The sequence below is a fragment of the Pseudomonas sp. FP215 genome (genome assembly GCF_030687795.1).
Classification (GTDB): domain Bacteria; phylum Pseudomonadota; class Gammaproteobacteria; order Pseudomonadales; family Pseudomonadaceae; genus Aquipseudomonas; species Aquipseudomonas salmasensis.
The window spans coordinates 1,846,873-1,864,137 of sequence record NZ_CP117447.1 but is presented as its reverse complement, the minus strand read 5'-3'; the positions used below and the strand labels follow the sequence as shown (position 1 = coordinate 1,864,137).

The window sequence follows — 17,265 nt, the reverse complement described above, 5'->3', positions numbered from 1 at the left end:
TGCACCTTGGCGACAGGGTGCAGCGGGATGACAACCGAGGACAAACCATGAACCTCTTCACACGAAAGGATGGCCTCCTTGCTCTCAAGCCTGAGCGGCAGGAGGTTTGTAAAGCAGCAGGAGTATCCGTACTGGGCTTCGCCGAGAAAATGCCCAAGGGTGGGATCTTGCTGGTCGATACCCGCCCGCGTGCTTTCGTAGGGGGCCGGGGGCCAGACGACCCGGCGGCCACCATGATCATCATCGGCAGCGTTTTCAAGCCGGATAAGACCTATTACTTCGAGAGCTTCGAGCGTGCGCTGAAGAAGGCGCTGAAGCTCGCAGCAGGAACAACCAGCGCCACGTCAGCCTGACGCAAACTGCCCGAGCACCTGGTACTCCCCAGCACCAGGCCGCATCGGGATGTGATCTGTTTGCCACGCAATGGGTGGGCCCAGTAATGGGAAGCCGGAGCGGAGGAATATGGGAGGCGAAAGCCAGTAAGCCGGGCAGCCCAGACCGGACGACAGATCACACCCCGATGCGGACGACCAATACCGCTATGCGGCCACCTGCATCAACCACCAACTGGAGAACACCATGCTCCTACTGATCCTGATCGGTGCCACGCTGAGTTTCGAGAGGCCAGAACCTCAAGTGCTTGCAAGCGTGCCTGGCGATCAAGTGCGCTTCCACCGCGAGGCCTGGCGATGTACCACCGGGGTCGCGGCGTTCTGGCGCTAACGGTCCCGCCCAAAACTCAAACTACTGCATCCGAGAATGGCCCGAACGTCCAACGGGCCTTTCTTTTGCGCGCGCCTTTACCCGTCAGCACCCTCCCCTGGGCCCACCGGCACATACCAGGCGGTCAGGGTGCTGACGAATAAACGCAACCCACTGAGGTATCCACCATGCACGCATCAATTCAACAGCGCGTAGACGGGGTTGCGGCCCTGCACATGCGCTCTCGCCTGGCCACCGCCGAGCTCTACGCCATAATCGGCAAAGAGCCGCCGGCGCAGAAGATTCGCTTTCAGATCCGCAACGCCGGCAAGGCTTACCACATCGTGGAGCTGGCAACTGAAAAGGTGAAGGGCTTCCGCTGGACCTGGAAGGATGCCAGCAACTTCGCCCAGGCCCTGGAATCTCGTGCAGACGGCGTGAAGGTGACGCTGTCGGGTGGTGCGCAATGATCGGCGAGCCAATGCCGGATCCACGGCACTCGATTATCGACAACCTGAACCAGCAGCTGGAAGCGTTCTTCGGCTCTGGCAAGAAAGCCCAGGTCATCCCGAACGGTGTTGGCGTCGATGGCCCTTTCAACGGCACCACGGCTCACCATGAGCGCCTGCGCAAAGAGCGCGACAAGCTCGCACCGTCCGTACGCGCTGAAGCAGCCAAGGGCGTCGTGGCCAGCGTCGCAGCAAAGAACCTGGGCATGCACATCAAGCGCGTGACGCTGATCGCCCAGGAGAACGGCTTCAAGTTCGCCGACACCCCATGAGACGCATCAGCAAGATAGCCGCCGCGCTGCGCAGACCGACCTGGCTGGCGTTGCCGGCAAGTGGAATAGAGGAATCAGGCAATGGCCGAGGAAGAGCAGCAGCCGACGGCGGAAGCCTTGAAGCAACGCCGCAAGCGCGAGAAAGCGGCAGCGAAGGATGCTGTATTGGGCGTCGAGAAATTTACAATTGAGGTGGCCGGCATCTTCAAGGCAGACCTCAAACGCCTGATGAAGCAGCACGGCTTCAACAACCAGCAGGAGGTGCACCAGACCCTTCTGCGCAACGTGATCGCCGCCGACTTCGAAACTGCGGCGCAGATGCTCAAGTGTGTCACGACACCTTTTGTTGTTACTGAAAAGGTGTCGCAGATCATCAGGGCGGCCGGCCTGAAGTCGCTCGCCGACGACCCACCCGAGCCTGACGACGAAATCGAAACACCAGCATAACCCACCCTACTCGCTGCATCCGTTAACCGGAGGGCGGCGCTTACCCGGAGCAACCTCATGACCAAGCAAGCACAGCAAACAGTACTCGCCGCCGAACTCCCCGAGCGCGGCCAACCTCTGGCCGGCGGTGTGTTCGTCACCCGCTACTGGCTCAACGGCGTAGAGCGTGCCCTGATCCTGCTGCCTGACGAACTCAGCGGCCAATGGGGCGAGTACGGCGTCGAGATTAAAGGCGCAGGCAGTTACAGCGACGGAGAAGCCAACACCCGGGCCATGGCCGAGTCTGGAAGCGTGATCGCCGTGAAGGCCTTGGAGCTGGATGGCTTCATCCCGTCTTGCCTGGAAGGCCAGCTGCTGATGGCGGCCAAGGCCGATGGCTTGGTGGAGCTTCGCGAAGACCGCTGGCATTGGCTGAGCTCGCAGCGCTCCGCCTACGACGCCTACGACATGGTCTTTGTAGGTGGCTGGCTCTCCGGCAACGCCAAGGACGACGAGCGGCTCGCGCGCCCTGTCCGCAGCCTTCCTATTCAGTAATTCATTTCTTCATTCGTTTTCGCAGGTGATTCCCGGGAGCGCCAGGACGGCGCTCAGACCAGAAGCTCGTCGGGAAGCGCCGGCTACCTGCACCCTTATCTCGCTCATAGGAGCATCCCATGCGTTCAAATGAACTGACTACCTACACCCGCGGCGATCTGACTATCAGCAGCCCGGACGAAGGGGTGGTGCTGAAACTCGCAACCCTGGCCATAGCCGCCGCGCCGACCATTGCGGCAAGCAGCATCCCAGCCATCGGCGAATACTGGCCTGGCGAGGGAGGTGTTAACGGCGGACTGTTCCCTGGCGGCGACAAGCCCTACTACTTGATTGTGCCGACTGGCAGCGACGCTGAGGCGACCCATGAGTGGGGCGGCTACGGGCAGGAGCTCGACGGCGCCAAATCCCCATGGGATGGACAGGCAAACACCGCTCACCTGGCAAGCAGCAATCGGGAGCACGACCACCCTGCCGCCCAGTTTTGCGCCGCATTCGAGCGCGACGGGCACAAGGACTTCTACCTGATGGCGCGTCGTGAGGCGTCCTTCCTCGAAATCACGGTGCCACAGGTATTCACCCAGGCTTACCACTGGACCAGCTCGCAGCGCTCCGCCTACGGCGCCTACAGCTTGGACTTTGAAGATGGCTGGCTCAACTACGACGACAAGTTCAACGAGCGGCTCGCGCGCCCTGTCCGCAGAAAGTTTATTTGATCATTCAATTCTTCATTCATGGGTGCGATAGCACCCTCGCTTTTCAGGAGGCCAGGGATGGCGCTGCATACGGATTTGGAAATCCACAAGGTGGCCGAGGAGTTGCTCGGGCTTTCGCTTGACCTGGTGCGCAATATCCCGCGTGACCTGAAACAGGCTGTCGGGGCAAAGATCCGAGACGAGTGCTTGCAGGTCCTGGTACTGATCGGCCGGGCCAACATGACCCGGGACAAACTGCCCCAGATCAACCTGCTGCTGGAAAGCATCTGGATGCTCAACTATTTGCTGCGCGCCCTAACCAATCGAGGGTTGATCAGTAAGGGGCAGCACGCCAAGGCAATGATGATGACGGCCTCAGTGGGCCGCCAGGCAAACGCCTGGAAGAAGTCCGCAACCGCGCCCGCTGCTTGAGGGTTAAGGCCCTCTTGCCTGTGCGCCAAATCTGGTCGAGCCGCTGACCTCCGGGTCACCGCCATGCGCACAACAGATACCGCCGGTCTAAAGCGTCCGCGTAGGTCTCGCGCAGTTTCCAAGCTGATCGGCAATGCCTTCGGTTTGGCGATGTAGATAGCTCGACAGGTCGCAGCGCTCCGCCAACAACGCCTACAACATGGACTTTGAAGATGGCTGGCTCAACAACAACGACAAGAACAACGAGCGGCTCGCGCGCCCTGTCCGCAGATTTAAGTGTTGCTCCCTTCCAGTTCGAGGATCTCGTCCAGGCTTACTACGACTGCCGACGCAACAAGCGGAACTCCGCGAGTGCCCGACAATTCGAGAAGGACATGGAGATCAACTTGCTGGAACTGTACGACGACCTGATTGCCGGCACTTACCGGCCAGGCCGATCCATTTGTTTCGTGGTCACCAGGCCGAAAGCTCGCGAAGTTTGGGCAGCAGCCTTTCGGGACCGCGTCGTCCACCACCTGATGTACAACCATGTGGCCCCGCGCTTCTACGCCAGATTCATAGCGGACAGTTGCGCATGCATTCCAGGGCGCGGAACGCTGTACGCCGCCACCCGGCTTGAATCGAAGATCCGCAGCGCCAGCGAGAACTGGTCGAAGCCGATCTTCTACCTCAAGTGCGACCTTGCCAACTTCTTTGTCGCCATCGACAAGGCCGTGCTCAGCAAGCAACTGGAAGCCAGGATCACCGAACCCTGGTGGCTGGCCCTGGCTACGCAGATCCTCATGCACGACCCGCGAGAGGATTACGAGACGCGCAGCCCGGCCCACCTGTTCAACCGGGTACCGCAGCATAAGCGCTTGGTTGCGCAGCCCGCGCGCCTCGGCTTGCCGATAGGCAACCTGTCGTCGCAGTTCTTCGCAAACGTCTACCTCGACGCGCTGGACCAGTTCGCCAAGCACCATATGCGGGCCAAGCACTACATCCGGTACGTCGATGACTTCGTGTTCCTGCATGAGTCGCCGCAACAGCTCAACCGGTGGCTGGCCGAGGTCGAAGCGTTCCTGCCCAGGCTCGGCGCCAAGCTGAACCCCACCAAGACGATCCTGCAGCCAGTGGATCGCGGTGTCGACTTCGTGGGCCACGTCATCAAGCCCTGGCGGCGTACCACCCGCAAGCGATCACTGGCCCAGGCACTGAAGCGCACCGCCGCGGCGCCGGCCGAGGATCTGCGCGAGACGGCCAACAGCTACTTCGGCCTGCTCAGCCAGGCCAGCCACAGCCATATGGACCGGGCAGCACTCGCCCGCGTCGTGCTGAAGCGCGGCAATAGCGTCAACGCCGCGCTGACCAAGACCTTTCAGAAAAAGTAACTCCCCCACTCCACCGCCCGGGCATGGCCCGGCAAGGACTCCCCATGCCTACAGAAAACAAACCGGCTGATCCATTCGGACCGCACGGCCGTACCTTTCACATTCACCTGAGCGTGCGCGGCGCAATCCGCGACTTCAGCAAGCGCCAGCTCAAGGGCATGTTCCGAGTGGATGGGCGTGAGTGCACCGCCGATGAGGCTAAGGATCATCTGCTCGAAGCGCTGGCCCAGGGCAAAGAGGTGCTTCCCTTTGGCCCGCCGTGTGAAGGCTTTGATTTCACCGGCGGCGGCTGCCCAGGCCATGACAAGGAGGTCGCATGAAGCGCATCTACCTCAGCGGCCCCATGAGCGGCTTGCCCGGGCTGAACTTCCCAACCTTCCACAGCATGACCGCCAGCCTCCGCGCCATCGGCCACACTGTCACCAACCCCGCCGAGATAAACCCAGAAGGCGGCACCTGGACCGACTGTATGCGCCGCGACATTGCCGCCCTGATGGACTGCGACACCGTGGCTACCCTGCCCGGCTGGGAGAATTCAAAGGGCGCAAAGCTGGAAGTGCTGATCGCCGAGAAGCTCGGCATGACCGTTGTGGATGCCCATGATCTGGTAACGAGGGAGGCTGTATGAACGAAGTAGATCGATTCACCCGGCAGGGTGTTGGGGCGTCTGACCGAGCGGGCTTTTGGGTTCACGCCGGCGACTTCAATCAGAAGATGTCGCAGGCGCAGGATCGGGAAGACTACCTAAAGGACCAGATCGAGAAGTGGACGGCGCTCCACGGCGAGCACTTCAAGCGCGCGGAGATCCTGAAGCTGGAGCGTGACGCACTGCAACAGCGCCTGACCGTATCGGATGAGCGGGCGGATGTGCTTGGTGGCTTGTTGCTCCAGACAAACGAACTGCTCTATGCGATCCAGGGTGACCCGGGTGCGGTGCCGTCTTCGTCGATTGATGCGATGCGCGGAAGAGTTTTTGAAGCACTAAAGCGCACCAAGCCACCAACCTGCACCTGGACTGAAGGCGGATTCTCCTGGCACACCGGCTGCGGCAAAGAATGGCAGTTCACCGATGGCGGGTTGCCGGCTGAAAACGGCATGCACTTCTGCCACTCCTGCGGGATGGCTCTGGTGGTGGACGAGGATCAACCAGAGAGCGAGCGGGAATCGTGAGCGGATTATGGATGATCAACATCCGGATGCGACGAGTTGAGGAAATTGAGCTGCATGCCCGGGCGAACCTGGCGCGGCTGAATGGGCCGAAGTGCTACCAAGGACCAGGCCGGACGTACATGCTCCACGCAAGCCAGGTTTACATCTCACGCGCATCGGCGCTGGCGGCCTTGAGTCGCAACTTGAAGGCGATCCACCAAGAACGAAACCTGAAGCAGCAGAAGCTGTTCGCCGAGATTGAATCGATAACCTCTGAGCTGGAGCATGAGCAAAATTCAGCGCCAGCCGCATAGGAGTACATCCGTACTCCACCCGCAAAACCTGTAACCCCCCCCCTTCAAAGTCAGCCGCTATAGCGGCAAGGACGAACTCGCCCAATGAAAGTTACCGACGCAGAAATCTTGCAGGCCATCTGGCGCGCGCAGGTCAAAAAAACAGCCCGGGGTGTGATCGACAACTACATCGGCGGTACCAAGGGCCTGAAGCACGATAGCGAGCAGGACCGCCACTACGCCCAATACCAGTACATGATCGGTCGAGGGAACCTGGGCATTGCGCTTGGCAAGGGCCAGCTCGCTCGGCGCTTAAAGGCGCTGATCGGCGGGGAGAACCTTCAATGGCAAGGGTCGCCAGGGCATGTCTACGAGTTCCGGACTGAAGCAGCCATGGACGTGTTCCGGTTCGCACGTATCTGGTGGGGAGCCCGCGGTGTGCCGAGCGGATGGGATGCGGACAATCAGTGTATGCGCACCATGCGGCTCGATAATTACGACACGCTCGCCGCCCAGCTCGAACAGGAATTGCTGGAGCGCTATGGCGATTTGGCGGTGACGCCATGATCACCCCCTCTGGTTCGCCTACGTCTTCATCTACAAGGTGAATAAGCCATGACGCAGACAGCGCAGGAAAAGTTCGAAGCGTGGCATTTGACCCGGTTTCCGGGAGCAAGTCTGTCGAAACGGACAAATGGTGAGTACATCAATCTGTACGTAGGCATGTGCTGGATTGGCTGGAGCGCATCCAGCGAGACGCTGGTGGTGGAGCTTCCAGCCGTCGAGGCCTGGGACAACGACGGGCGCCTGGACCGCGAGAAAGACGACACGGCTGATTGTGCAATCGGGCTGGTGCCGGTGATTGATGTACGCAATGCACTTACTGAGCTCGGCATCCCCTTCAAAGCAACAGCCTAACCCCAATCCCCCTACATGCCTGCCGGTGAGCGGCGGGCGAGGTATTCCTATGTCCACAATTGAAGAACAAATTGCCATTCTCACCGCGCCGTCCGCGCCTGCAATCGAGGTTGTCACGATGCCGCGCGTCTTGGCGGAGCAAAGCCTGGCAGCGCTTGAAGAATCGGGTGCCAGCGCCAGTAGCATCCTAGAACTGCGCGGCATCCTTGCCGAGCCTGCCTTGCAGCTATGGGCTATCCACAGCCCAGGCCCGGGAGAGGAATACCCCTGCATGGACAGGGAAGATGCAGAGCGGCGCGCAAAGGAAATTCGTGACTGCGGTGAACAGATGAAAGCCGAGCGTATTGCGCGCGGTGAAAGTGTCGAGATGTGGAGCGACTGGATAACGAACGTGGTCCCGTCACCCTGGGAGCCAGCCGAGCACTTCGAGATCATGGCTCAGGAATGGATGGATGATGCCGACAACCTGCGCCAACACGCGATCAAGCTGACTGCCGAGCGTGACGAATTGCTGGCCGACCTGCAGAAGGCTGCCTCTACCCTGCGTCGATACGAGCAGGCGCACCGTGCGAAAGGCACTGCCGACAGTATGACAAAGGCCGAGGTCAATGCCGCCCTGGCACTGCGATTCGAAGCAACCATCGCCAAATCCACCACCTAACCAACCTTCTGCCGCCCAGCGCGGCAAGGACACCCCATGTTCGCTATGAAACTCACCATGATACTGCTGGGCGCTTTTCTGTACCTGGTAGGAACACTCGCCTGGTTCGGCTGGTTCGCTATCGACCTGCTGGACACCGGCACCACCGAGGCACTGCTCTACGTCTTCGCCGGCACATGCGCCTGGCTGCTGATCAGCTTTGGCCTGGCAATCCATATCATCAAGACAGCGCGGCCCACGGTGGGCGGGAGGTAGCTATGGCAAAAGTCCTGGCGCAAATTACGGTCAAGCTGCCGCGCCTCATGGAGGCCGGGGAATACAGGAAGTTGCGGTACGTCGGTGGAAAGCCGAGCCTGCAGCAGTTGAAGAAATGGATTGAGGAAGGCGAAGTGATTGGAGAGGTAAAGGGCGGGATGTATTTCGTCGACGTGCAGGCGGCGGTCATGGGATCAAGTGACCCGCTGCTGGCCAAGATGCTGGAGATTGGGTGATGGCTGCCCGCCCCCGCACGCTGCAAAACAGAAAGCTGCCCCCAAACCTTTACCCGAACGGTAAGTATTGGCGGTACCGCAACCCGGTCACCGGCGTGATGACCAGCATCAACCGCCCACTGGAGGAAGCAATTAAGCTGGCCCGGGCGGCCAACCTCAAGTTCGCCGAGTTGGTAGTCGATGACGGCTCGCTGCTGGCCGTGCTGACCGGAGACCGGCTTCCCATGGTGAGCAACCTGCTGACGCGCTTCGAAGAGGAATGGCTACCTGATCGGTCATACGCTGCCCGCACACTGGAGGAAATCAAGTTCAAGCTTGAGCGGTACCGGCAGGACCTGGGCGACCGACTGATAGGTCAACTGGACGTGCTGGCGATGGCCGAGTATCTCGACAACTTCAGCAACAACGCCTACACGAAGCACCGCGGGCTATGGGTGCAGATCTTCGCCTTTGCGGTGGCCAAGGGCCTGGCCGAGCGCAACAACGCAGAGCTGACCCTGGTCAAGAAGGAGGCCGAGAAGAAGCGCCAGCGCCACACGCTCGACGGATTGAAGCTGATCATCGATGCCGCGACAACGCCGCCATGGCTGAAGCGCGCAATCCGCCTGGCTTTGGCCAGTCTTCAGCGCCGGGACGACATCGTCACTTGGCTAAAATCAGCAGCCGACATGGAAAAGAACACGCTGACCGTCTCCCCCGGAAAGACCCAGGGTTATGAAAACCCTGTGCACCTAAAAATCACCATGGGCGCTGCGCTGCGGGAGGTGGTTGGGGAGTGCCTGCGGTCGCCGCTCGCCTCGCCCTACCTGATCCACTACAAGCCCAAGGCCCGCCGGCGGGAACAGATAGACGCCAAGGATCACTGGACATCCGTGACGCCGGACTACTTGACCAAAGAGTTCAGCAAGGCTAGGGACGCCGCGCACGCCTACGACCATGTGCCGGCTGGTGAGCGCCCCACTTTTCACGAGATCCGCGCATTGGGCGCGTGGCTGTACGAGCAGCAGAAATTCCCACAGGAGTACATCCAGGCGCTCATGGGTCACGCGGACGAGAAGATGACGAAGCACTACCAGGAGGGGCACGACGAAAAGAAGATCGAGTATGTCGAGGTGGGCGCCGAATTGGCGTTTTGAGGTGGGGGTTTTGCAAAAGTTTTGCAAAAGTTTTGCAAATCGCAGAAAGCAAAAAGGGGTCACCGTTTACGATGACCCCTCTAGACCGCCCAGCAGAGCGGATTTTGTTTGGTAGGCGCGATTGGACTCGAACCAACGACCCCCACCATGTCAAGGTGGTGCTCTAACCAACTGAGCTACGTGCCTGCTGTGAGGCGGCATTCTACGGAATTCCGAAGGGGTGTCAACATCTTTTTTGCAGCTAACCCTATGAATATGCGAATTTTTTATTTGCGACGGGTCCACCCGTGATTTACGGGTGGCTGGCAGGCAATTTTCAACTCAGGTAGGATCGGCGCACTCGTAAAAAATATAAAACAGAGGTTCCAGGATGGCGAACACCCCCTACCCCCAGTCGTATTACGCAGCTTCTGCGAATGCAGTTGCGCCCCGTCCTGTGTTGCAAGGTGAAGTCGAGACCGATGTGTGCGTGATCGGGGCTGGCTATACCGGGCTTTCCAGTGCGCTGTTTTTGCTGGAGAACGGCTTTCGCGTCACGGTGCTGGAAGCCGCCAAGGTGGGTTTTGGTGCTTCAGGCCGCAACGGTGGGCAGATCGTCAACAGTTACAGCCGCGATATCGACGTGATCGAGCGCAGTGTCGGGCCTCAGCAGGCGCAGTTGTTGGGGCAGATGGCGTTTGAAGGCGGCAGGATCATCCGTGAGCGCGTGGCCAAGTATCAGATCCAGTGCGACTTGAAGGACGGCGGCGTGTTCGCCGCCCTCAACAGCAAGCACATGGGCCACCTGGAATCACAGAAGCGCCTGTGGGAGCGCTACGGCCATACGCAACTGGAGTTGTTGGACGAGCGTCGCATCCGCGAAGTGGTGGCCTGTGACAACTATGTGGGCGGCCTGCTGGACATGAGCGGCGGCCATATCCACCCGCTCAACCTGGCGCTCGGTGAAGCCGCGGCCGTGGAATCCTTGGGCGGTACGATCTATGAGCAATCGGCAGCAGTGCGCATCGAGCGCGGCGCCAATCCGGTGGTACACACCGCCGAAGGCAGGGTCAGAGCCAAGTTCATTATCGTCGCGGGCAATGCCTACCTGGGCAACCTAGTGCCGGAGCTGGCGGCCAAGTCGATGCCATGCGGTACCCAAGTGATCACCACAGCGCCACTGGGCGATGAAGTGGCCAAGACGCTGTTGCCTCAGGATTACTGTGTCGAGGACTGCAACTACCTGCTCGACTATTACCGTCTCACCAGCGACAAACGCCTGATCTTCGGCGGCGGCGTGGTGTATGGCGCACGGGACCCGGCGAATATCGAAGCGATCATCCGGCCGAAAATGCTCAAGGCATTTCCACAGCTCAAGGACGTGAAGATCGACTACGCCTGGACCGGTAATTTCCTGCTGACCCTGTCGCGTCTGCCGCAGGTTGGCCGCCTGGGTGACAACATTTATTACTCCCAGGGCTGTAGCGGCCATGGCGTGACCTACACGCACCTGGCGGGCAAAGTACTGGCGGAGGCCTTGCGGGGTCAGGCTGAGCGTTTTGATGCGTTTGCGGGCTTGCCGCATTACCCATTCCCGGGTGGGCAGATGTTGCGCACGCCGTTTGCGGCGCTGGGGGCTTGGTACTACGGGCTGCGGGATAAATTCGGGATGTAACCATTGTAGGAGCGAGCTTGCTCGCGAAAAACTCACAGCCGCCGCATTCATTCAGAATAAACGCGTTATCGTTGAAGTTTTTCGCGAGCAAGCTCGCTCCTACACCTACAGGGCTGCGCTTCAGAGCTGGTCGCGAGCAATCCCGCTACGAATCCGTACGATATCGGCCAATACTGCCAGCGCGATTTCCGATGGCGTCCTGCTGCCCAGGTTAAGCCCGATGGGTGCGTGTATCCGCGCCAATTCAGCCTCCCCTAACCCACCGATGCGGCGCAGTCGCTCAAAGCGTTTCTGCGAGGTCTGCAACGACCCCATCACGCCAATGTAGAACGCGTCGGTACGCACCGCTTCCATCATCGCCAGATCGTCGATACGCGGGTCATGGGTCAGCGCCACCACCGCCGTATCACGGTGACAGCCGCCGTCGGCAATAAACACCGACGGCAACTGGCGACGAATCTCCACGCCATTGAGCACCACACCTTCCAGCACTTCATCGCGCGGATCGCAGAGGATCACCTCAAAACCGAGGCCCACCGCAAACTCGGCACATGCCTGTGCCACACTGGAGTACCCGGCCAGCAACAGACGCTGAGCCGCACCAACACGGATGCGCACCCGCTCACTGTCACGCTCGATGCGCGCGCCCTGCTCGCCGTCAGCAAACAGGCTGCGCGCCTCGCTGGCCAGGCCCACCTCGCGAATCAAGCGGCGCTGCCCGAGCAGCGCCGACTCCATTTCACGCACGTGCGCCTGTACCTCGCAGTCAGGCTCGAGCTTCTCAACCAAGACATCAAGAATGCCGCCACAGGGCAAGCTGACCCGCGAGCGCGGATCGTCCCCTGCGCCATAGCGCACCACGTTGACCGCATCGAGAAACGCACCGTCGGCGACGCGCTCGAGAAAGTCTTCCTCGACGCAACCACCCGACAACGAGCCAATCCACTGCCCAGCGGCGTTCACCGCCAGCAGCGAACCCGGCGCACGCGGCGCCGAGCCGTAGGTGGCCAGCACCGTACAGAGCCAGATGCGCTGCCCGGCCACCGACCACTCCAGCGCCCGTCGCACCACTTGCAGATCCAGATGCTGCATGTCAGTGCGCCTTGTGCTCGATGGACGGCGCCTCGGCCTGCAGCTTCTGCACATCGCTCACCGCCAGCTCCGCCGATTGCCCGCCCCAACCTTGGCGCAGGTAATTGACCAGGTCGGTGAGTTGCTCCGAGCTGAGTTTTCCAGCGAAGCCCGGCATCGGTTGCATGTGCTCGAACCCGGAGAACTTCTGCTCGCCGATCCCGTCCTCGATCACCCGCACCAGGTTGCGCGGGTCTTCCAGACGCAGCGTGGTGTTGCCGCGCATCGCCACCGCGATATGCGGCTTGCCTTCGCCACCTACCGCATGGCAACCGGCACAGACGTTCAAGTATTCCTGACGACCGCGCTGGGCGCTCGGGCCAAGCTTGTCCACCGGCACTTCGACCAACGCCTTGGCTGCCGGCGGTTTATCGCCGAGCAGGAAGGTCGCCATCGCAGCCAGGTCCGCATCGCTCAGGCCCTGGGTGCTGTTGTGGAACACCGGGAACATCTCGTTGAACATCGTGCCTTGGGCGCTCATGCCGTGCTTGAGGAAGGTGCTCAGGTCCTGCTCATTCCAGCCGCGTGCGGCCAGGTCCGTGGCGAGCAGGCTGGGCGCCAGATAGCCATTGAGGATGCCGCCGGTCAGGCGCTTGTCCAGCTCCATCGCACCGGGCAGGCCGCGTGGCGTGTGGCATTCGCCGCAGTGGCCGAGCACTTCGACCATGTATTGGCCGCGCTTCCAGGCTTCGCTCTTGCCTTGGGCCGGTTCCAATTTCAGCGCTTTGCCGTACAGCACGTTCCAGCCCATCAGGCCCAGGCGCACGTTGAACGGAAAGCTCAGGCTCGTCACCGGCGCTGCGCGCTCGATCGGCTCGATGGTCTTGAGGTACGCATGAATCGCGTCCGAGTCTTCACGCGGCATCAGGTGGTACGAGGTGTAGGGCATCGCCGGATACAAGTACGCGCCGTCGCGACGCTTGCCTTCAGTCAACGCGGCGAAGAATTCGTCATCGTTGTACAAGCCGATGCCGTGCTCTTTGCTTGGCGTGATGTTGGTGCCGTAGATGGTGCCGAACGGCGAGACAATCGGCAGGCCGCCCGCAAACGGCGCGCCGCCCGGTGCCGTGTGGCAGGCCATGCAGTCAGCGGCGCGGGCGAGGTATTCGCCGCGCTTGGCTTGATCATCAGCGTGGGCAAACAATACCGGCGCAGCCAGGCCGACCGCCAAGGCCAGGCGGGTCAGAAAAAGCTTCATGCTTAACCCTCCTTGACCAGGCCGAGATCGGTCAGCACGTTGCGGGTGGCGTTGTAATAACGCACGTACCCGGTACAACGGCAGACATGATGACCGAGGCTGTCCTCGATGACTTGTTCCAGCTTGCTGTGCACGGTCGGCTGGCGTTGCAGTTTCTCCACCAACACGGTGGCCGCATTGACGAAGCCCGGCGCGCAGTAACTGCACTGAAAGGCGAACTCATCCACGAAGCGCTGCTGGATCGGGTTGAGCTCAGTGACCTGGCCCGACTCATCGCGCTTGGCGTGGCCTTCGATAGTGCGCACTTTTTTGCCTTCAAAGTAATGCGCGCCGGTGATGCAGGTGCGCACTTCTTCGCTGGTGCCGTCCGGGTTGTCGACGATCACCACGCAGGCGTGGCAAATGCCTTGGCCGCAGCCCAGCCGCGAGCCAGTGAGGTTTTTGTATTCGTGCAGGTAGTCGATCATCGGCAGGTCATCAGGGATGTCCACCGGGCCGACGGATTGACCATTGAGGGTCAGTTGAAGCGGACGGTTAGCCATTGAGGGCCTCCTTGATGCGGGCAGCCGTGATTGGCAGGTCGCGAACACGTTTACCGATGGCGTGCGCCACCGCATTACCAATGGCCCCGACAATCGGGATCATCACCACTTCAGCGATACCTTTGGACGGGTCGCTTGGCGACAGCGCCGGCAGAATCTCCGAGGTCTGTTTCCACACGGCAACGTGACGCGCCATTGGCAGGCGGTAGCGGTTGAAGTTCCAGTCACCCTCCCCCGGCCCGCCCTCGTACAGCGGCATTTCTTCCATCAAGGCGTGACCGATGCCCATGGCCACACCACCTTCGAGCTGGCCCTTGACCAACTCTTCAACCAGCACCCGCCCGCACTCGATCCACGAATGGTGATTGAGCACTTCGACCTGCGCCGAACCCTTGTTGACCTTCAACTCCACCAACGTGGCGACGGGGCTGTAGTACGTCACCGCAGCGTTGTTCAACTGGGTGGCGGGATAGCTGATGTTCTGGCGATCGAGCAGGTGGAAACCGGCCGTGCTCATCAGCGCCTGCTTGGCTTTCGGTGCGCCGTCGCCGTACTTCACCGCCAGACCGTCGAGCGGCAGGCGCTCGCGCACGCCGTCGATGCTGTATTCGGCTTCGGCCCAGCTCCAGCGGTTGAACCCGTGGACCGTGGCAGCGGTGACCAGGCCGCGCTCGTGCGCGCGCTTGGCCAGTTCTTCAAAGCTCAACGGCTGCATACCGTTGGCGGTGAGCTTGCCGTCCACCCAATGTGCGTCTTCGCGGCGTACCACATAGGGGTTGGCCTGGCCGCCGAACGGGCCCTGGCGCCAGATCTCCAGCGCTGCTGGCCACAGGCCGTGGTTGAACAGCACACGCGCCGCTTCACGGGTGGCATGGCTGAAGTAGTACGCCGAGTTGGTCGCCGAAGACGCCGACGCGAGCTTGCCCACCCAACGCGGGTTGCGCAGCAGGGTGTCCTGCTCGGCCTGGCTCATGGTGTAAGGGTTGCCGCCGGTGACCAGCTGCATTTCCTGCCACTCTGTTTCGCCAGTCTTCACTTCGTGGGCCGGGCTGCCGAGAAAATCGGCGACCACCAGCGATTGCGAAGTGGACATGCCGGTGCCGATTTCGATACCGATATGACGCAGGCTGATGCGACCGTCAGCGTTGAATTCAACACTGGCCATCGGCGCTTCGGAACCGGTGCCGAAGTCTTTCTGGCAGATGGCGAAACCAACGCCATACCAGTTATCCGGGTCGGCGGCTTCGCGTTGTTGCTTGATCGCGTCGCGGTTTTTCCATACGTCGTGCGCAGCGGCCTTGTCGAGAATTTCGTGCAGCCGCAACGCACCGGCAGGAATGGCGCCCTGAGTGTTTTTCATGCCCGAACGCAGTGCGTTCTTGCGCCGCAATTCAATGGCATCCACACCGAGGCGACCGGCGATTTCGTCGACCATCATTTCGGTCGCCGCCATGCTTTGCAGGGTGCCGTAGCCACGCATCGAACCGGCTTCAACGCCACGGGAGTGGTACGCGGTGACTTGCAGGTCGTTCTGCGGCATGTAGTAGATCGACTGCGCCGCCGTGGCGCCGACCGCAGCCACCGAGGGGCTGTAGTTGACCCGGCCACCGCCGTCGACGCTCATGTCGGCGAGGAAGATTTTGAAGCTGTGGTCGTTTTTGTCGACCGCCAACTGATAGCGGATATCGAACGCGTGGCGCTTGATGCCGCTCTGGAATTGCTCGTAACGGTCATTGGCCAGACGCACCGGCACACCAGCGCCATACAACGCAGCGAGGGCGGCGTAGTAGACGAAAATATTGTGGTCTTTGGAACCGTAACCCACGGTGTAACCCGGGTGCATGTTCAGATGGGCCAGGCCGAAGCGCGACGGCGAGATCATCTTGGCGGTCTCGGTCGCCACTTCCAATGGGCACTGGGTGGCCACCACAAAGTGCAGGGTCTTGGTCGCCGGATCGTACCAACCGTTGCCGTTGTCCGGCTCCATGGCGGCCGGTTCGATCGATGGGGTTTTGTAGCGCTCGTCAAACACCAGCCAGTTGTCCGGCGGCGTGCTGATCTGGCTCTTCATGCGCTCGGCGTAGAACAATCCGCGCTCAGTCAGGTTGCCGTGCAGGTTCGGCTGGGAATTCCACACCGGGCGACGGTTTTTCAGCATCGGGAACAGGATCGAATCCTTGAGGCTGGCGAATTCGTCTTCGTCGGCCGAGGTCGGGCCTCCCACCCGCACATAGCGGAAGCTGCCGTAGGGGTCGCCTTCGTAATACGGCACTTTGGCGCCGTAACGAATCGCCTTGTCATTGAACTTGAGCTTGTTCTTGGCCTGGCGGAAACGCTCGAAGTCGTTCCAGATCAAGATCGCCACCGGGTGACCGATGAACATCGGCACTTTGCCCTCGGGCAGCAACGGGTCCGGCGCATGTTCTTCCGGGAAGACGATACCGTCCTTGTCCAAGTCGGCAGCGGTGACGATACGATCCGGCTGCAGCTCGGCGCCAAGCCACGACAGGTCGTAGCCCGCGTAGATGTGGTCGGCCTTGATGGTTTTGAGCAACATGGCGTGACCTTGCTGCTGGGGCCAGCCCGGCATGTCCTTGGAACGAATGTCGCGGGCAAACACCTTGCTGCCGCAGACTTTCGACAAGGCATCGTTACGCTGGCGCGCCTTGCCGTTATGGCCGAGCCACTTTTCAGACGGCACGGTCACGCTGTTTTCCATCAAGGCAGCCAGCGCCTGGGTGCTGAGCGGCGTAAGCGTGACACTCACACCCGCCACCAGCCCGCCCTGGAGGAACGAGCGCCGGGTTATTTCACGGTTGGACATGGATCATCCTCTGAGCGGTTATAAATCCGCCCTTATGGTTAAGTACACCGAATCTGGAGACTTGCAGAAGCCTTTCTCGACGAATCAAAAGGCCATGATGACAGTGCAAAGTTGACCGAAGGGTTAACTTTAAAGGTTTCTGCGCCTGCGGCAAATAACCACATTGAAATTTTTTGACACAAGAACGCAAAACGGCCGACAGAATCGAAAGATCTGTCGGCCGTTTGCCGATAATGAGCGCTGGTGGTAGCGAAGAAGATGAGGTTTTTTTCAAACCCCAGACACAAAAAACCCCGGTCTTTCGACCAGG

24 protein-coding genes and 1 tRNA gene are annotated in these 17,265 nt (G+C 60.7%); 20 read left to right on the top strand and 5 right to left on the bottom strand.

The annotated features are described in order from the left end of the window. The first annotated feature begins 47 nt into the window (after positions 1-47). The 19 genes from PSH76_RS08445 (at position 48) to PSH76_RS08355 (ending at position 9,606) form a co-directional block, all read left to right on the top strand. Positions 48-353, top strand: a complete 306-nt coding sequence (locus PSH76_RS08445; RefSeq protein WP_032903579.1) for a hypothetical protein — start codon at positions 48-50, stop codon at positions 351-353. A gap of 226 nt (positions 354-579) precedes the next feature. Then, on the top strand, positions 580-723 hold the full coding sequence (locus tag PSH76_RS08440) for a hypothetical protein (protein WP_305493901.1): 144 nt from the start codon (positions 580-582) through the stop codon (positions 721-723). A gap of 167 nt (positions 724-890) precedes the next feature. Beyond that, positions 891-1,172 carry a hypothetical protein gene (locus PSH76_RS08435; RefSeq protein WP_305493900.1) on the top strand — a complete coding sequence of 94 codons (282 nt, stop codon included), beginning with the start codon at positions 891-893 and terminating at the stop codon, positions 1,170-1,172. Then, a complete protein-coding gene (locus PSH76_RS08430) occupies positions 1,169-1,483 on the top strand; it encodes a hypothetical protein (protein WP_305493899.1) in 315 nt (104 codons plus the stop codon). Before PSH76_RS08435 ends, PSH76_RS08430 begins: the two co-directional genes overlap by 4 nt. A gap of 81 nt (positions 1,484-1,564) precedes the next feature. Then, the gene (locus tag PSH76_RS08425; RefSeq protein ID WP_305493898.1) at positions 1,565-1,930 is read left to right on the top strand and encodes a hypothetical protein; all 366 of its coding nucleotides are present in this window, start codon (positions 1,565-1,567) and stop codon (positions 1,928-1,930) included. Between the two features lie 57 nt (positions 1,931-1,987). Continuing rightward, on the top strand, positions 1,988-2,464 hold the full coding sequence (locus tag PSH76_RS08420; RefSeq protein ID WP_305493897.1) for a hypothetical protein: 477 nt from the start codon (positions 1,988-1,990) through the stop codon (positions 2,462-2,464). Between the two features lie 119 nt (positions 2,465-2,583). Continuing rightward, positions 2,584-3,177: a DUF1566 domain-containing protein gene (locus tag PSH76_RS08415; RefSeq protein WP_305493896.1), complete on the top strand. Its 594-nt coding sequence runs from the start codon at positions 2,584-2,586 to the stop codon at positions 3,175-3,177. Positions 3,178-3,234: 57 nt separating this feature from the next. Beyond that, the gene (locus PSH76_RS08410) at positions 3,235-3,588 is read left to right on the top strand and encodes a four helix bundle protein (RefSeq protein ID WP_305493895.1); all 354 of its coding nucleotides are present in this window, start codon (positions 3,235-3,237) and stop codon (positions 3,586-3,588) included. A gap of 212 nt (positions 3,589-3,800) precedes the next feature. After that, positions 3,801-4,958, top strand: a complete 1,158-nt coding sequence (locus PSH76_RS08405) for an RNA-directed DNA polymerase (RefSeq protein ID WP_305493894.1) — start codon at positions 3,801-3,803, stop codon at positions 4,956-4,958. A 44-nt stretch (positions 4,959-5,002) separates the two neighbouring features. Then, on the top strand, positions 5,003-5,278 hold the full coding sequence (locus PSH76_RS08400) for a hypothetical protein (protein WP_305493893.1): 276 nt from the start codon (positions 5,003-5,005) through the stop codon (positions 5,276-5,278). Beyond that, a complete protein-coding gene (locus PSH76_RS08395; RefSeq protein WP_305493892.1) occupies positions 5,275-5,586 on the top strand; it encodes a DUF4406 domain-containing protein in 312 nt (103 codons plus the stop codon). Before PSH76_RS08400 ends, PSH76_RS08395 begins: the two co-directional genes overlap by 4 nt. Beyond that, positions 5,583-6,128, top strand: coding sequence for a hypothetical protein (locus PSH76_RS08390; protein ID WP_305493891.1), 546 nt, complete (start codon positions 5,583-5,585; stop codon positions 6,126-6,128). Before PSH76_RS08395 ends, PSH76_RS08390 begins: the two co-directional genes overlap by 4 nt. An 11-nt stretch (positions 6,129-6,139) precedes the next feature. Continuing rightward, positions 6,140-6,421: a hypothetical protein gene (locus tag PSH76_RS08385; RefSeq protein WP_305493890.1), complete on the top strand. Its 282-nt coding sequence runs from the start codon at positions 6,140-6,142 to the stop codon at positions 6,419-6,421. An 84-nt stretch (positions 6,422-6,505) separates the two neighbouring features. Then, the gene (locus PSH76_RS08380) at positions 6,506-6,967 is read left to right on the top strand and encodes a hypothetical protein (protein WP_305493889.1); all 462 of its coding nucleotides are present in this window, start codon (positions 6,506-6,508) and stop codon (positions 6,965-6,967) included. A 48-nt stretch (positions 6,968-7,015) separates the two neighbouring features. Next, positions 7,016-7,318 (top strand): hypothetical protein, encoded by a 303-nt coding sequence (locus tag PSH76_RS08375; RefSeq protein ID WP_305493888.1) that lies wholly within the window; start codon positions 7,016-7,018, stop codon positions 7,316-7,318. 49 nt (positions 7,319-7,367) lie between these two features. After that, the gene (locus PSH76_RS08370) at positions 7,368-7,979 is read left to right on the top strand and encodes a hypothetical protein (protein WP_289328866.1); all 612 of its coding nucleotides are present in this window, start codon (positions 7,368-7,370) and stop codon (positions 7,977-7,979) included. A 36-nt stretch (positions 7,980-8,015) separates the two neighbouring features. Next, on the top strand, positions 8,016-8,234 hold the full coding sequence (locus tag PSH76_RS08365; protein ID WP_288855724.1) for a hypothetical protein: 219 nt from the start codon (positions 8,016-8,018) through the stop codon (positions 8,232-8,234). A 2-nt stretch (positions 8,235-8,236) separates the two neighbouring features. Beyond that, positions 8,237-8,470: a hypothetical protein gene (locus PSH76_RS08360; RefSeq protein ID WP_034134173.1), complete on the top strand. Its 234-nt coding sequence runs from the start codon at positions 8,237-8,239 to the stop codon at positions 8,468-8,470. Further along, positions 8,470-9,606, top strand: coding sequence for a tyrosine-type recombinase/integrase (locus tag PSH76_RS08355; RefSeq protein ID WP_069556732.1), 1,137 nt, complete (start codon positions 8,470-8,472; stop codon positions 9,604-9,606). Before PSH76_RS08360 ends, PSH76_RS08355 begins: the two co-directional genes overlap by 1 nt. Positions 9,607-9,715: 109 nt before the next feature. Here PSH76_RS08355 and PSH76_RS08350 read toward each other — a convergent pair. Continuing rightward, positions 9,716-9,792: transfer RNA gene (locus PSH76_RS08350), tRNA-Val, on the bottom strand. Positions 9,793-9,976: 184 nt separating this feature from the next. Here PSH76_RS08350 and PSH76_RS08345 point away from each other — a divergent pair. Next, positions 9,977-11,260, top strand: a complete 1,284-nt coding sequence (locus PSH76_RS08345; RefSeq protein WP_056785797.1) for an FAD-binding oxidoreductase — start codon at positions 9,977-9,979, stop codon at positions 11,258-11,260. Positions 11,261-11,380: 120 nt separating this feature from the next. On the opposite strand, the gene PSH76_RS08340 is transcribed toward PSH76_RS08345, so the two are convergent. Genes PSH76_RS08340 through PSH76_RS08325 form a run of 4 tightly spaced genes read right to left on the bottom strand, consistent with a single transcriptional unit; the run spans position 11,381 to position 16,955 of the window. Continuing rightward, positions 11,381-12,352 carry an XdhC family protein gene (locus PSH76_RS08340; protein ID WP_305493887.1) on the bottom strand — a complete coding sequence of 324 codons (972 nt, stop codon included), beginning with the start codon at positions 12,350-12,352 and terminating at the stop codon, positions 11,381-11,383. Position 12,353: 1 nt separating this feature from the next. Further along, positions 12,354-13,589 (bottom strand): cytochrome c, encoded by a 1,236-nt coding sequence (locus PSH76_RS08335; RefSeq protein ID WP_305493886.1) that lies wholly within the window; start codon positions 13,587-13,589, stop codon positions 12,354-12,356. Between the two features lie 2 nt (positions 13,590-13,591). Further along, complete coding sequence (locus tag PSH76_RS08330) at positions 13,592-14,131, bottom strand: (2Fe-2S)-binding protein (RefSeq protein WP_044275296.1); 540 nt, start codon at positions 14,129-14,131, stop codon at positions 13,592-13,594. After that, a complete protein-coding gene (locus PSH76_RS08325) occupies positions 14,124-16,955 on the bottom strand; it encodes a xanthine dehydrogenase family protein molybdopterin-binding subunit (RefSeq protein WP_305493885.1) in 2,832 nt (943 codons plus the stop codon). The genes PSH76_RS08330 and PSH76_RS08325 overlap by 8 nt, the downstream gene beginning before the upstream one ends. Positions 16,956-17,265: the final 310 nt, after the last annotated feature.

Coding starts and splice junctions, on each gene's coding strand:
- PSH76_RS08445 (WP_032903579.1), top strand. CDS start 48: ATGAACCTCTTCACACGAAAGGATGGCCTCCTTGCTCTCAAGCCTGAG.
- PSH76_RS08440 (WP_305493901.1), top strand. CDS start 580: ATGCTCCTACTGATCCTGATCGGTGCCACGCTGAGTTTCGAGAGGCCA.
- PSH76_RS08435 (WP_305493900.1), top strand. CDS start 891: ATGCACGCATCAATTCAACAGCGCGTAGACGGGGTTGCGGCCCTGCAC.
- PSH76_RS08430 (WP_305493899.1), top strand. CDS start 1,169: ATGATCGGCGAGCCAATGCCGGATCCACGGCACTCGATTATCGACAAC.
- PSH76_RS08425 (WP_305493898.1), top strand. CDS start 1,565: ATGGCCGAGGAAGAGCAGCAGCCGACGGCGGAAGCCTTGAAGCAACGC.
- PSH76_RS08420 (WP_305493897.1), top strand. CDS start 1,988: ATGACCAAGCAAGCACAGCAAACAGTACTCGCCGCCGAACTCCCCGAG.
- PSH76_RS08415 (WP_305493896.1), top strand. CDS start 2,584: ATGCGTTCAAATGAACTGACTACCTACACCCGCGGCGATCTGACTATC.
- PSH76_RS08410 (WP_305493895.1), top strand. CDS start 3,235: ATGGCGCTGCATACGGATTTGGAAATCCACAAGGTGGCCGAGGAGTTG.
- PSH76_RS08405 (WP_305493894.1), top strand. CDS start 3,801: ATGGCTGGCTCAACAACAACGACAAGAACAACGAGCGGCTCGCGCGCC.
- PSH76_RS08400 (WP_305493893.1), top strand. CDS start 5,003: ATGCCTACAGAAAACAAACCGGCTGATCCATTCGGACCGCACGGCCGT.
- PSH76_RS08395 (WP_305493892.1), top strand. CDS start 5,275: ATGAAGCGCATCTACCTCAGCGGCCCCATGAGCGGCTTGCCCGGGCTG.
- PSH76_RS08390 (WP_305493891.1), top strand. CDS start 5,583: ATGAACGAAGTAGATCGATTCACCCGGCAGGGTGTTGGGGCGTCTGAC.
- PSH76_RS08385 (WP_305493890.1), top strand. CDS start 6,140: ATGATCAACATCCGGATGCGACGAGTTGAGGAAATTGAGCTGCATGCC.
- PSH76_RS08380 (WP_305493889.1), top strand. CDS start 6,506: ATGAAAGTTACCGACGCAGAAATCTTGCAGGCCATCTGGCGCGCGCAG.
- PSH76_RS08375 (WP_305493888.1), top strand. CDS start 7,016: ATGACGCAGACAGCGCAGGAAAAGTTCGAAGCGTGGCATTTGACCCGG.
- PSH76_RS08370 (WP_289328866.1), top strand. CDS start 7,368: ATGTCCACAATTGAAGAACAAATTGCCATTCTCACCGCGCCGTCCGCG.
- PSH76_RS08365 (WP_288855724.1), top strand. CDS start 8,016: ATGTTCGCTATGAAACTCACCATGATACTGCTGGGCGCTTTTCTGTAC.
- PSH76_RS08360 (WP_034134173.1), top strand. CDS start 8,237: ATGGCAAAAGTCCTGGCGCAAATTACGGTCAAGCTGCCGCGCCTCATG.
- PSH76_RS08355 (WP_069556732.1), top strand. CDS start 8,470: ATGGCTGCCCGCCCCCGCACGCTGCAAAACAGAAAGCTGCCCCCAAAC.
- PSH76_RS08345 (WP_056785797.1), top strand. CDS start 9,977: ATGGCGAACACCCCCTACCCCCAGTCGTATTACGCAGCTTCTGCGAAT.
- PSH76_RS08340 (WP_305493887.1), bottom strand. CDS start 12,352: ATGCAGCATCTGGATCTGCAAGTGGTGCGACGGGCGCTGGAGTGGTCG.
- PSH76_RS08335 (WP_305493886.1), bottom strand. CDS start 13,589: ATGAAGCTTTTTCTGACCCGCCTGGCCTTGGCGGTCGGCCTGGCTGCG.
- PSH76_RS08330 (WP_044275296.1), bottom strand. CDS start 14,131: ATGGCTAACCGTCCGCTTCAACTGACCCTCAATGGTCAATCCGTCGGC.
- PSH76_RS08325 (WP_305493885.1), bottom strand. CDS start 16,955: ATGTCCAACCGTGAAATAACCCGGCGCTCGTTCCTCCAGGGCGGGCTG.